Origin of the sequence: uncultured Aquimarina sp. (assembly GCF_947492115.1) — a bacterium.
Taxonomy (GTDB): domain Bacteria; phylum Bacteroidota; class Bacteroidia; order Flavobacteriales; family Flavobacteriaceae; genus Aquimarina.
The window spans coordinates 360107-373734 of the sequence record NZ_CANLMM010000003.1 but is presented as its reverse complement, the minus strand read 5'-3'; the positions used below and the strand labels follow the sequence as shown (position 1 = coordinate 373734).

Sequence of the window (13628 nt, the reverse complement as noted above, 5' to 3'; positions counted from 1 at the left end):
TTTTTTGAGGTGTTTTTAATTTAATTATCTACCCATCCATCCGCCATCAACAACCATAATGGATCCATTCATATAACTCGCTGCTTCTGAAGACAGAAATACTACTGGTCCTGCAAAGTCTTCGGGATCGCCCCATCTGTTAGTAGGAATTCTTGCTAAAATTGAGTTTGCTCGATTAGGATCGTTTCTAAGCGCTTCTGTATTATCGGTTGCTATATATCCAGGAGCAATGGCATTTACATTAATTCCTTTCGATGCCCATTCATTCGCAAATGCCATAGTCATCTGTCCTATTGCACCTTTACTAGCAGCATATCCTGGAACTGTAATTCCTCCTTGAAAAGTTAGCAGAGAAGCTGTAAATACAATCTTTCCATTGCCACGATCTACCATATCTTTCCCTATTTCTCTGGTAAGAATGAACTGAGCACTTTGATTTACTTCTATCACTTCATCCCAATATTCATCTGGATGTTCTACTGCTGGTGCTCTTAAAATTGTACCTGCATTATTAACAAGTATATCAATTATTGGAAAATCTGATTTTACTTCTTTGATAAATTGATATAATGACTTTCTATCTGAAAAATCACATTGATATGCTTTAAAGTCTTTTCCTAATTTCTTAACAGCGTTTTCTACATCACTTCCTTCCTTTTCAAGACTTGCAGAAACACCAATAATATTAGCTCCAGCTTCAGCTAAGCCAATAGCCATAGCTTTTCCAAGACCTCTTTTACAGCCTGTTACTAAAGCTGTTTTACCTTCTAAACTGAATTTATTTAAAATACTCATTAATTGTACGTGGTTAGTTTTATTGTTGGCAATCCATTAATACTTTTAAGCCGTCTGGATTGTTATCTATATTTTCAAAAACTTCTTGGATTTTAGTTAAGGGTTGAACATCCGTAATTAGCTCTTCAAAAGGAAGTTCATTAGTGGTTATCAATTGTATTGCTTTTTCGTAATCTTCCTTCTCATACACCCTTGCTCCTATGAGTTTTAGTTCTTTCCAAAAAAACTTAAATAAATTCACCGGTTTAGGTTCTCCGTGGATAGCTACCATCACTATTCTTCCTCTTATACCTGCCACCTCGGTCATTACGTCCAACGCTGGCTGAACACCTGCTACTTCAAATACTACGTCTGCTAATCTACCTTCTGTATTTTTTCGTACATAAGCTACCAAGTCTACTTCTGCAGGATTCACTGTTTCAAAACCTAGTTCTTTTGCCTTCGTTATTCTAACTGGATTTACTTCCGAAATAACAACATTTGCACCTGTATCTTTGGCTACCATTGCTACTAACAATCCAATAGGTCCTCCTCCTAAAACTACAGCAGTTTCTCCTTCTTTTAGCTCACTCAAACGAACATCATGCACTGCTACCGATAATGGTTCGATCAATGCCGCTAATTTTAGATCTGTTTCTTCTTTTAATTTATGTAATGTAAAAGCGGGTACGTTCCAAAATTGTTGCATAGAACCAGGACTATCAATCCCAATAAACTTTAGCTCTTCACAGATATGATTGAAGCCTTTATCCGAAGGTTTTACTGCACGATCATCTAATGGTCTTACTACAATCTTATCACCTAATTCGTACCCTGTTACTCCTTCGCCAATAGCATCAATAGTACCCGACATTTCATGACCTATGGTTTCTGGAATATTTACTCTTTTATCCATCATCCCATGATAGATATGCACATCGGTTCCACATACTCCAGAATATGCCACTTTGATACGAACTTCTCCTTCTTTAGGTTCGGCAATCTCCTTATCAATTACACTAAAGGTTTTATTACCTTTATATATCGTTGCTTTCAATTTTGTCTACTTATTAATTATCTTTTTGCTTATCTTTTTTCTTTTCCCCGTCTGGCGCTTTAGCTCCTTGTGCTACGTGAGATGTTTTGCGGTAAGAATCAAAACGCATAATACTCTGGTAGTTCCAACTATTATACACGTGTGATAATCCCCAATCAAAAATTGCTGTTGGATTGTCTGTTGTTGCTTCAATTGTTCTGTTTAGTCCTATCGCATGAGGCATATTTGCACCTTTTACAGCACCACGAATCTCAAAATTGATCCCATCTGGTGACCATTGGAAGGTATTTCGTTCAGGTCCATCAGTAGTAATCAGAGAAGCAATCCCTCCATCTATTGGCCATACGCAGATTTCATGTCCTGAATTGGAAATAGGATTATACTTGGATTTCACATAAGGTCCTTTCGGGTTATCGGCTACTGCAACTCCATGTCGAATCTGACGCCCGCCATATAAAATTTCTTCCCCCATTTGTTCTCCTTTATAATACAAGTAGAACTTTCCTTTGTAAGGAAGAATACAAGGATCATGTACTTTATGTGAATCAAAATCTCCTTTCTTTTCTACCATAAAACGATTTTGTTCTTCTCCTTTCCAAATACCATTATCAGCTGGTTTTAGAATAGGTTCTTTGCTTTTTTCCCAAGGACCAAAAGGAGATGATGACCATGCTAAACCAACTTCGTTTTTGGTACGAACATCATATGGTGACTTAATAGTTTGATAGCATAGATAGTACATCCCATTCCATTCCATAATTTCTACAGTAAATATGGATCTATCGTCATAAGATCCTTTCTCTCCTAAAGGAACTGCTGCTTCTTTATCTTCTTTCCAAGTCCATCCATCTTCCGATGTTGCATGCCATACGGTACAACGATCCCAAGGAAAAACTTTATCGTTTTCAATATCACCACCAAATCCATCTGTTGCACCTACACTTTTTGAATACCAAACATGATATAATCCATCTACTTTGATTACTGCAGAAGGATCTCTACGAACAACACCTTCTTCATAAGCTAAATCTCCTTTCAATGGTTTCATTGGATTAAAAACTCGATACCAATCGTTCTCCACATACTTCCACTGAAGTGCTCTTTTTGAAGCTGCACTTAGGTATTCTTTATTCGTTATTCCAAAGCGATCTAATTTCTCTGGAGATACATCTAGTACCGTTTCACAAGGTTTTTCCTTTTCCTCTTCCACAATTTCTTGTTTACTAGGTTGATTGCAACCGACAATAAGAATAGTTGCTAATAAATGAAATACGATTTTATGATTTAGCTTCATATGATATATGCTATGATTAGATACTGTAAAGTACAAGAATCTACTTAATATTTATGGTTAACTGATTACTGGTTAGTTTCTCTGATGTAGCAGATATTGTGATATCTCCTTTATCTTTTTGGGACTGAATAAGAAATAAACATTTTCCGTTATTGGTTTGAACTGAATTTGATTTATAATCCTGAACACTAAAAGCAGATCCATTATCCACGCCTAATATGCTAACATTTCCATCCACAGAAAATGTTATCTTATCCTCTATGTTTTTCACGGGATTTCCATCAGCATCTTCCAATTGTGCAATGATATGAGCTACACTATATTCATCAGCTTGCATTACCGTTTTATCGCTTGTTAGTTTAATATTTTTAGGTTCACTAGTAGTCTTTATTGTCTTGATTTCTTCAATCTCACCATCCTTTTTTCCAATGATTTTTAGTTCTCCTTTCTGGAAAGGAATGATCCATTTATAGATTCTATCTTCGAAATCTTCTAGTTTTTTTGTCTTATAGCTTTGTTCGTTCACGCATAACTCTACCTCATCATAATTGGAATATACTTCTATGACTATTTTTTCCTGATCCTTATAATTCCAATGTTCATTTACGTCGTGCCATACCCATAACGCTTTTTTCCAAGCACCTTTTTTTCTCTCTACGGGTTCTCCAGTATTTTCATCTTCTTTAAAGATTGATTTTTCAAGTTTTTGAGTTGCTACATAGAGATGAGGATCGTCATTCCAAAGAGTTTTCATCATATGATAAGATGGTTTTTCGAATCCCGCAACATCTAACATTCCGCTTGGCGTTGCTTTTCTTGGCCATTGCCCATTAGATTCTCCCATATAATCAATTCCTGTCCACAAAAATGTTCCTGAAATAAATGGACGTTCTTTAACTGCCTTCCATTCATGCCATTGCACTAAATTTTCGGTTCCCATAATTGGTTTATCAGGATAGTTTTCATGTCCATAGTCATACAGTACTCTTCTATAACTATACCCTACGACATCAAGTTCATCCGCATAACCAGAAAGATGACTAGCAGAAGGTAAAATACAATTAGCTGTTATATATCTTGTAGTATCTAATTCTCTAGTCCACGCTGCTAGTTTCTTAGCTGTTTTTCCAATATCATATTTTCCACGTGGAAGTGTTGCCAATTTTTCTTTAATCTGTGCTGTAGAATGCGGGGGTTCCTCCCAAAAATAGTTTCCGCTCCAATCCATATTATTAAAAAAGCCAGTTGCATCGGCATTCCTAGGGTATGTCCATTCAATTTCATTACCAATACTCCATTGAAAAATTGAAGGGTGATTTCTATGTGCCAATATGGTGTTTTTAAGATCTTTTTCTGCCCACTCCTGAAAGTATTCTGTATAACCACGAGTGATATCATCCACACTTCTTTCATTCATGTTAAATCTTTTATCCTTAGGATTGTCCCATTCGTCAAAAAATTCGTCTTGTACTAAAAACCCCATTTCATCACATAAATCTAAAAACTCATCAGAACCTGGATTATGTGAAATTCTTATCGCATTACAACCAGCATCTTTTAATTTCTGCAATCTTCTTCTCCAAACATCCTTCGGTACAGCAGCTCCAACAATACCCCCATCATGATGTAAACAAACCCCTTTTATTTTGGTATGCTCTTTATTTAAAAAGAAACCTTTATCGGCATCAAATTCAATCTCGCGAGCACCAAATTTTATAGTATTCTCATCTATAATATTGTTATTCTGAACTATGGAAACAACAGCTTTGTACAGTCTTGGGGAATCTAGTTTCCACAAATATGGATTGGATATTTCTACAGTACTTTCAATCTCTAAGTCACTCTTTGCTTCAATACTTTTAGATTGACTAGTCTGGGAAACCACTTCTCCTTGATCATCATAAATCTTGATCTGTATCTCAAAATTTTGGTTTTCCGGAAACTTATTTTTTAGAGAAGATTTGATATTTACAGTTGCTTTTTCTGTCGTAATCTCTGGAGTAGTTATAAAGACTCCCCAAACCGGAATATGCAAATTGTTCTTTCTAATTAGTTTTACATTTCTATATATACCAGAACCAGTATACCATCTACTGTCTACATATTTCTTACGATTGACATCAACTTTAAGTTGGTTTTTTCCTGTAGTCTTATTTAAATCATCCGTGATATCGAAATAAAAAGGAGAATACCCGTAAGGATGAAAACCTAATAATTTATCATTCAGATAAAACTTACTATTATTATAAACTCCATCAAATAATAGATAAGTAGTGGTCTCTTTTTTATCACTTATCATAAATTCCTTCCTATACGTACCCTTTCCGCCAGGCAAATATCCAGTTGCTCCTTCTCCTTTATCAGCATCGAAAGGAAAATCCACACTCCAATCATGCGGAATGCTGATTTTTGTCCAATCATCATATTGTTCAGTATCGTATATTCCAGTATTTTCTACTAATTTAAATTCCCAATGCTGGTTAAAATCGTGATTACCGATTTCTGAATAATTTTGAGCATTCAATGAGAAAAAAACAAGAATAACGCTAATTTTAAGAATAGATCTTAAAGCAATCTTCATAATTTTAAAAATTAAGGTTCGACAAAGATCACATTTACTTAAGAATCTTGATTTAAATCATACTAGACATAAACTGAACATGTGGTATTTTGGGTTGAAAAGTACTAGACAAAAACACTATTTTTGCCTAGACCTCTTGAAACACAACCTTAATGCTTCTTTATTTTTGTTACTTTATATGAATTACGCAAAGTATTCAGGTTTTAACAAAGAATATATCAGCAAACAAAGAAGAAATAAAACAATATTTCAATTATAACCCAAAAACGCCTTAGGCTTACTCGAAGAAAAAGTTATGTTTAAAAGAACCCCAATTTCGATAGTTTTTATAGCATTTTGCATTAGTATCTCATGGTCGCAACAACTATATAAAACAAATCAATATCTTGAAAAAGCTAGAGAAAATAAGTTTGTAAACTTTGAAAAAGCTATACATAACTACGAAAAGAGTATTGAGTTTTTTACATTCAAAAAAGACACTTTCAATTTAATTAATAGTATTAACGAACTCTCTGAATTGTATGGTCACAATCTTAATTATGGAAAAGCCTATGATGGATACTGGAAAGCATTATTTCTTGCTGAAAAAAGTGATGATTCATTCTCTAAATCCAGAGTCTATCAATCTCTAGGATGGCTATACAGTTTTTATAATCGCAACACTAAAGCATTAGAAAATTTTGGTAATGCTCTTACTATTAGCAAAGATCTTTCTTCTAAAAATGGTTTTAGTATCGATTACACTATTAGCGACTATTTTTCTATAGCGAATTTTTATAGATATAATAAGGATTATGAGACCGCAAGGACTTATTTGGATAGTTGTTATCTATATTTCAGGTCAAAGAAAGAAGGAGTTCGAAACTATTTTTTAGAATCTGAAAGAGGATTTCTTTTAGCAAATGAAGGAAAATTTGAAAAGGCAGAAGAAATACTTCTAAAATCACAAGAATATTTCAAAGAAAATAACGAATCCTATTTAGTAATTATACACTACTTTCTTGCTAGACTATATCAGCTAAAAAAGGACTATAAGCAAAGTAAATTTCATTATAACAAATCACTTGAAGTATCTTATGTACATAATAGTCATATGAACTATCAAATTATTAATCACAAAGAAGTATCCCAATTATACTATGACTCTAAAGATTACCAACGTGCATTTTCTCATATCAAGGAAGCCATTGATCTGGAAAACAAAATATTTGGTATTAATAGTAAAAACAATGAGTACCTATTTGAAATTAAAGATCAATATCGATTACAAAAAGAAAAACAAGAAAAACTCCTTAAAGAACAACGTTTATCAGAGCTAGAGAGTAAACAAAAAATATCTCTTCTTAGCGCCACATTATTGTTTGTTACCCTCTTTTTTTTAATTATTGTGGGTATAATGACCTTTAAAAATCTAAAAAGAAAACACAAAAGAGAACAACGGTTGTTAAAACAAAAACAACGCTTAAAGCTAAATGAAAGTAAAAAAGCTATAGAGCTAAAAAATAAAGAATTGGCGAAATCGGCTCTTCAGCTTATCGAAAAAGATGAGTTTATTGTTGGCTTAAAAAATTCACTAGCAGAAAATAAAGACAATTTAAATTTAAACTCCGTAAATAAAATCATTAAATCCATCCAATCTGGAATGGGAAGTAACTGGAAAGAGTTCGAAGCTAGGTTTATCAATATAAACCAAGGTTTTTATAAAAACTTAAAATCTAACTTTCCAACGCTAACCCAAACGGATCTAAAAATATGTGCCTTGATAAAACTGAATTTTTCCAGTAAAGATATGGCTTCATTACTAGGAATTTCAGTAGAAAGTGTACATACTTCGAGATATAGATTACGTAAAAAATTGCAACTCGAAAGAAATGACAACTTAGTAGAGTTTATATCTAATTATTAGTTGGGAATATATAATACAATCAATTGCTAAAACAGTTTAATAATTAGCATTTACTAAATAGTAATTTGCAGCTAACAATTATACTTTTATAGATGTTAGCAAAAGCAGCAATTACTGATGGAAATGGCGATTTTTCCATTGAGGATATAACGATAAGCGAACCAAAAGGAGACGAAGTTGTCGTAAAAATAATGGCAGCAGGATTATGTCATACTGATTATGATTCTTTGCATTGGGGAAGACCTGTAATATTGGGACACGAAGGCGCCGGAATTGTAACAGATATTGGTCCCGATGTCACCTCTGTTTTACCAGGAGATCATGTAATTCTCAATTGGGCCATTCCTTGTGGAACTTGTTTTCAATGTCAAGAACAAAATCAACACATTTGTGAAAACAACTCTCCTGTAGTTGCGGGAGACGCTTTACCAGATGGAGAAGTTTCAGCAGGACATGCTAGATTAGAAAGCACTACTTTTAATGATAAAGGTATAGAACGCTCTTTTAATATTGGCACCTTATCTACCCATACTGTTGTAAGAGAACAAGCTGTAGTAAAATATCAAACTGAAATTCCTTTCAGTTCCGCATCTATTGTTAGTTGTGGAGTAATGACTGGATACGGCTCTGCTGTAAATACAGCAAAAGTAACTCCAGGATCTACTGTAGCGGTTATTGGAACTGGTGGTGTAGGTCTTAATGTAATTCAGGGAGCTAAAATATCGGGCGCAGCTAAAATTGTAGCCATAGACATTAATGAGTCAAGATTAGAAATGGCCAAGCAATTTGGTGCGACCCATTTTGTACTAGCGCAAAAATCTGATAAAGGTTTAAAAGAAGCTACGACAAAAGTTAAAGAAATCGTAGGCAAAAGAGGTGCCGATTTTGCATTTGAATGTACTGCCATACCAGAATTAGGTGCTTCACCTTTAGGAATGATTCGTAACGCAGGTACAGCAGTTCAGGTAAGTGGTATTGAACAAGAAGTAACCATTGATATGCAATTATTCGAATGGGATAAAATTTATATCAATCCATTATATGGTAAATGTCGACCTCATATCGACTTCCCTAAGATTTTAGAGCTCTATGACAAAGGCGATTTACTATTAGATGAAATGGTAACCTCAACCTACAAATTCGAAGAATTACAACAAGCTTTTGATGATATGCTAGCTGGAAAAAATGCGAAAGGAGTCATTGTTTTTGAACCTTAATGAGGCATTAAAAATCAAAAAAAAGCATCCCTATGACATCAAAATTCAGGACAACAGAAATTTCAGACCCTCGTTTTGAAGCCAATCACTTACGGCACATTACAGTAAAAAGTGGCCATCTCAAACAAAGAGGTGATATTACCGCATATGTTCCTTCTGTTAAAAATCTGAAAGATCTACCGATCACTATTTTACTACATGGTGTTTATGGCAGTCACTGGATTTGGTCACAGAAAACTGGCATACATCTAAAAATGGAATCTTGGATTCAAAACAGTGAAATTGAGCCTATGATTATCGCTATGCCATCTGATGGATTATGGGGCGATGGTAGTGGTTATCTTCCGCATACACATGCTGATTATGAGAAATGGATTACCGAAGATGTTATAAATGCTGTTATCGAATTGATCCCACAAGCTAGTACCAACTCCAAAATATGTATTGCCGGACTATCTATGGGTGGATTTGGTGCTTTACGATTGGGAATCAAAAACCATCAAAAGTTTGAGGCCATATCTGGATTATCCTCTATAACGATACTAGAAGAAATGAAACTTTTTGTAGAAGAATCTTTGAACGACTATTCACAAGAAGAGAAAGAAAATGAATCTATCTATCAAACCATCTTAACCTATAAAGAACATCTTCCTAAACTACGATTTGATTGTGGTGTAGATGACCTTCTAATTGAAGGTAATCGAAAATTGCATCATCAATTAAAAGAATTAAATATAGCACATACTTATCAGGAAAATCCAGGAAAACACGAATGGAGTTATTGGGAAACTCATATAAAAGACACTATACTTTTTTTCAATAATGTCTTACAAAACAACAACAAAACGAGTTAAAATAGTTCAATTATTTATCAAAATGAGTCAATTTTCATTAAACACGTCTCACTTACTTTGTTATACTAAATAATCCATTTTATGAAGAATAGTAAGTTTTCTGATCCTTTTGACAAAGCTCGACAAGAAAAAGGATACGGTGAAATGAATGATCAGGATGATCCTGTTACTATGGTGTTACGTCTTAAAGATGTTAGAAAGTGCGCCCATAATTGGAAAACATATCAATCTGGAGCAGCTCCAGGAAGAATTGTAATTCCATCAGAAGTTCAAATACGAGATACGCGACAAATCCCATTTGAGGTAGACCCGCCAATGCACAAAACCTACAGAGATCTTATTGAAGATTGGTTTAAAAGACCACTACTTCCAGAGTATCAAGCTGACTTGGTTAACATCATTGAAGATATAGTTGATGAAGCTGCTACAAAAAATGGTGCTGTAGAAATTGTAGAAGAATTTGCGTTACGCATACAATCAAGAGCCCTAACTTTATTACTAAATATTCCGTATGAAGAATCTGAAACTTGGATCTCTTGGGGAACTCATGTATTTAGAAGTGAAGACAATACATTAGATGGTAGCAAAGCAAATATCCTATATGATTATATAGATGCTCAAATTGAAAACGCAGTAAAAAACCCAGGTAAAGACTTATACTCCGTTTTATTAAACACAAACATTGAAGATAGGAAACTCACAAGAGAAGAAGTAAAGGGAATTATGATTCTAACCTTTGCCGGAGGAAGAGATACCGTAATTAATTCTATCACAAATACGATTGCCTATTTTGCTGAACATAAAGAGTCTTTACAGTTACTGAAAGATAATCCTGAGATCATTAGCAAAGCTGTAGAAGAGCTCATACGATATTTTGCGCCATTAACACAAATGGGAAGAGTAACTACTCAAGATACAGCAGTTTGCAAGCATGCGATAAAAAAAGATACTCGTATTTCATTATGTTGGGCATCTGCTAATAGAGATGAAACTGTATTCGAAAATCCAAACGAAGTTATGTTAGATAGGAAAATTAATCCTCATGTAAGTTTTGGGTTTAGTCATCACAAATGTTTAGGAGCTACACATGCTCGTCAAATAATGAAAAAACTCTTACAAGTCTTAACTAAAAAAGTAGCTTCTATAGATATTATTGACGCTCAAGAAAATATCGAGGAGCTTGGAGAATTTAAAAGAAAAGTAGGTTTTGATAGCTTACGCGTGAAGTTTAACAAATAACGCTCTTTTCAAAAAATAATTAAAAACAATATAAGTATGCCTAAAATAACTTTTATCACTAGTGAAAACGAAACCATTTCGGTAGAAGGCACTTCAGGATCTGTAATGCAGCTAGCTGTAGATAATGATATCAAAGGAATTGACGGAGATTGTGGTGGTGTATGTTCATGTGCTACCTGTCATGTTTTTGTTCATCCAGATCATTTCGAAAAAACAGGTGCTCCAGGAGAAATAGAAAAAGATATGCTAGAACTAGACGACAATGTAACCGAATATAGCCGATTGTGTTGTCAATTAGAAATTAGTGATAGTTTGGATGGCTTGATCGTCACAGTTGCTCAATAAATTTATGATAACCAGTCCAGTCTAATTACCTCAATTATTACTATGCTAAACGAAAACACAAAAGTTCCAATATGTTTGGTTATTGGAGCAAGTCATGCAGGAGTTAATTTTGCATTTTCTCTTAGAAAACAAGGGTGGACTGGTTCTATAATTATATTTGACAAGGATCCAGAGACTCCTTATCACCGTCCTCCATTGTCGAAGTCTTATTTAACCTCAGCAGAAGAGACAAATAATAACTTACTGAAGTCATTAGAAAGTTATGAAAAAGAAAATATTACATTACAACTTGGTGTTTCGATAAAGAGAATTGACCGTATTCATAAAACTGTCATTACAGAAGATGGTTCTATACAACAATATGATAAACTTGTAATTGCTACTGGTGCGAGACCTCTAATTCCACCTATTAAAGGCTTAGACAAAGCAACTGAAGTATATACGCTTAGAACAGCACATGATGCAACTACGATTCGTCAAAAAATTAAAGAGGATACCAACAAAAGAGTGCTCATTATTGGGGGAGGATATATAGGATTAGAAATTGCAGCTTCCCTAAGAAAACTTGGAACTTCTGTTACTCTTTTAGAACGCGAATCCAGAATACTAGCGAGAGTGACATCTCCAGAAATGAGTCAATTTTTTTATGATGTACATACCTTAAATGGAGTTCAAATTCATACCAACAAAAATGTTTCTTCAGTCACATCCATAAATTATACAAATACGATCACTTGTGATGATGGTACCACATATGAAGCCGAATTAATTATATTAGGCACTGGAGTTATTGTAAATACTGAGCTAGCAAAAGATGCAGGAATAGAAATTGAAAATGGTATAAAAGTAAATCAGGCTTGTCAAACAAACGACAAAGATATTTATGCCATTGGAGATTGTACGTTTCATCATAACCTTCATTATAATCGTTTTGTACGTCTAGAGTCTGTACAAAATGCCGTGGATCAAGCAAAGATTGCAGCCGCTTCAATCTGTGGAAAAGAAGTTGTTTATAATGCAGTCCCATGGTTTTGGTCGGATCAATATGAAATTAAGCTACAAATGGTAGGCTTGCCTTTTGATTACAACGAAGCAATTATTAGAAATGAAGAAGAAACTACCTATAAGTTTTCTATTTGGTATTTTGATAATGATAAATTATTGGCGGTAGATGCTATCAATAATGCGAAAGCATATGTGTTAGGTACTAAATCCATTAAAGAACACTTAAAACTCAATAAATCTAATCTTCGAGATTCTTCTTTAAAGCTAAACCTTGCAAATCTAATCTTGAAAAACTAAAAAACCACTATCAATCTTTAGCAGATTTTCGCAGGGTATAAGGCGAAACATTTTCTATTTTTTTAAACTGTCTATTAAAATAAGGAACAGAATTGTATCCACATTCGAAAGCAATTTCTTTGATTGGCATGTCTGTATTAATCAATAATTTTTTAGCAAAATCTATTCGTATTTTATTTAAGTAATTGGTAAAGGTAAAGCTAGTTTCACTTTTAAAATATCTACAAAAAGCGGATACCGTCATGTTTACCATTTCGGCACACTTTTCTAAAGAGACATCTTGTTTATAATGCTCCATTATAAATTCGTGCACTTTTAAAATCCGATTTGATTTAAAATAGAAACTATTTTTCAAATAATTTTCTGATGCTAATACCTGATATCCTGAAAGATTAATAAGGTCCAGTATTTTAATTAGTTTTAGCAATTGATCTAAAGGAGAAAGCTTAGGGATTTCCTGAAGTAACTCAGCGATATGAGTTCGATGTTTTCCTATAATTTTTATACCTCTTTCAGATGCCTGTAGCACTTTACGAACTCCTTTCAGTTCGGGTACATCTACAAAATGAGATCCAAAAATATCTTTTCTAAATTGCACATAAATAGACTCACAGTACTCTTCAGAACTCTCCTCCAGAAATCGGGCATCCGGAATCCAAGCATGAGGTAAATATCCACCAAGCAAAACCAAATCTCCTACTTCAAAATCTTCACCATGATCCGCTACTAATCTTCTGCCTTGCCCGTTAACAATCAATAATAATTCAAATTCGGGATGATAATGCCAGTTACCACTAAAATAAGGTTGCTTATACACTCCTGTATGAAAAGAAGCGTGTTGTGAAGTTTCTATTTTTTCCAATGAAACTTCTATTTTAGGATGTTCTGAAACTGGTTTCAATACGACAATAAAAATTAACTTATTGCAAAAATAGTACAATTACTATTCTCAACAACATTCTATCTTCGTGAAATCGATATACCAGAACTATTTATTTTTATAAATAGATTATTTATTATACCGATAATTGTATCTTCCATTTCATTAATTTCTTCATT

The 13628-nt window shown here is 33.8% G+C and carries 11 protein-coding genes; 6 read left to right on the top strand and 5 right to left on the bottom strand.

Going from position 1 to position 13628, the window contains the following annotated elements:
- Positions 1-24 precede the first annotated feature (24 nt).
- From Q1A73_RS11130 to Q1A73_RS11115, 4 genes are read right to left on the bottom strand one after another with little or no spacing between them, the layout of a single operon-like run.
- Entirely contained in the window at positions 25-789 is a 765-nt protein-coding gene (locus Q1A73_RS11130) for an SDR family oxidoreductase (RefSeq protein WP_299606349.1), read from the bottom strand.
- Positions 790-814: 25 nt separating this feature from the next.
- Positions 815-1831: a zinc-binding dehydrogenase gene (locus Q1A73_RS11125; protein ID WP_299605371.1), complete on the bottom strand. Its 1017-nt coding sequence runs from the start codon at positions 1829-1831 to the stop codon at positions 815-817.
- A gap of 13 nt (positions 1832-1844) precedes the next feature.
- Positions 1845-3125 (bottom strand): glycosyl hydrolase, encoded by a 1281-nt coding sequence (locus tag Q1A73_RS11120; RefSeq protein WP_299605369.1) that lies wholly within the window; start codon positions 3123-3125, stop codon positions 1845-1847.
- Positions 3126-3165: 40 nt separating this feature from the next.
- Positions 3166-5706, bottom strand: coding sequence for a glycoside hydrolase family 2 TIM barrel-domain containing protein (locus Q1A73_RS11115; RefSeq protein ID WP_299605367.1), 2541 nt, complete (start codon positions 5704-5706; stop codon positions 3166-3168).
- Positions 5707-6001: 295 nt separating this feature from the next.
- Between Q1A73_RS11115 and Q1A73_RS11110 the strand changes: the two genes are divergently transcribed.
- From Q1A73_RS11110 to Q1A73_RS11085, 6 genes are all read left to right on the top strand, one after another.
- On the top strand, positions 6002-7612 hold the full coding sequence (locus Q1A73_RS11110; protein WP_299605365.1) for a hypothetical protein: 1611 nt from the start codon (positions 6002-6004) through the stop codon (positions 7610-7612).
- Between the two features lie 92 nt (positions 7613-7704).
- Positions 7705-8829: a Zn-dependent alcohol dehydrogenase gene (locus Q1A73_RS11105; protein ID WP_299605363.1), complete on the top strand. Its 1125-nt coding sequence runs from the start codon at positions 7705-7707 to the stop codon at positions 8827-8829.
- A 32-nt stretch (positions 8830-8861) separates the two neighbouring features.
- Entirely contained in the window at positions 8862-9683 is an 822-nt protein-coding gene (locus tag Q1A73_RS11100) for an alpha/beta hydrolase-fold protein (RefSeq protein WP_299605360.1), read from the top strand.
- Between the two features lie 81 nt (positions 9684-9764).
- The gene (locus Q1A73_RS11095; RefSeq protein ID WP_299605358.1) at positions 9765-10922 is read left to right on the top strand and encodes a cytochrome P450; all 1158 of its coding nucleotides are present in this window, start codon (positions 9765-9767) and stop codon (positions 10920-10922) included.
- Between the two features lie 36 nt (positions 10923-10958).
- A complete protein-coding gene (locus tag Q1A73_RS11090; protein ID WP_299605355.1) occupies positions 10959-11267 on the top strand; it encodes a 2Fe-2S iron-sulfur cluster-binding protein in 309 nt (102 codons plus the stop codon).
- 42 nt (positions 11268-11309) lie between these two features.
- The gene (locus tag Q1A73_RS11085; RefSeq protein WP_299605352.1) at positions 11310-12569 is read left to right on the top strand and encodes an FAD/NAD(P)-binding oxidoreductase; all 1260 of its coding nucleotides are present in this window, start codon (positions 11310-11312) and stop codon (positions 12567-12569) included.
- Between the two features lie 10 nt (positions 12570-12579).
- Here the strand turns inward: Q1A73_RS11085 and Q1A73_RS11080 are convergent, their stop codons facing one another.
- The gene (locus Q1A73_RS11080; protein WP_299605350.1) at positions 12580-13470 is read right to left on the bottom strand and encodes an AraC family transcriptional regulator; all 891 of its coding nucleotides are present in this window, start codon (positions 13468-13470) and stop codon (positions 12580-12582) included.
- Positions 13471-13628: the final 158 nt, after the last annotated feature.

Excerpts from the sequence above, each read along its gene's own strand:
- Q1A73_RS11110 (WP_299605365.1), top strand. The coding sequence starts at position 6,002 with ATGTTTAAAAGAACCCCAATTTCGATAGTTTTTATAGCATTTTGCATT.
- Q1A73_RS11100 (WP_299605360.1), top strand. The coding sequence starts at position 8,862 with ATGACATCAAAATTCAGGACAACAGAAATTTCAGACCCTCGTTTTGAA.
- Q1A73_RS11105 (WP_299605363.1), top strand. The coding sequence starts at position 7,705 with ATGTTAGCAAAAGCAGCAATTACTGATGGAAATGGCGATTTTTCCATT.
- Q1A73_RS11120 (WP_299605369.1), bottom strand. The coding sequence starts at position 3,125 with ATGAAGCTAAATCATAAAATCGTATTTCATTTATTAGCAACTATTCTT.
- Q1A73_RS11095 (WP_299605358.1), top strand. The coding sequence starts at position 9,765 with ATGAAGAATAGTAAGTTTTCTGATCCTTTTGACAAAGCTCGACAAGAA.
- Q1A73_RS11090 (WP_299605355.1), top strand. The coding sequence starts at position 10,959 with ATGCCTAAAATAACTTTTATCACTAGTGAAAACGAAACCATTTCGGTA.
- Q1A73_RS11115 (WP_299605367.1), bottom strand. The coding sequence starts at position 5,706 with ATGAAGATTGCTTTAAGATCTATTCTTAAAATTAGCGTTATTCTTGTT.
- Q1A73_RS11085 (WP_299605352.1), top strand. The coding sequence starts at position 11,310 with ATGCTAAACGAAAACACAAAAGTTCCAATATGTTTGGTTATTGGAGCA.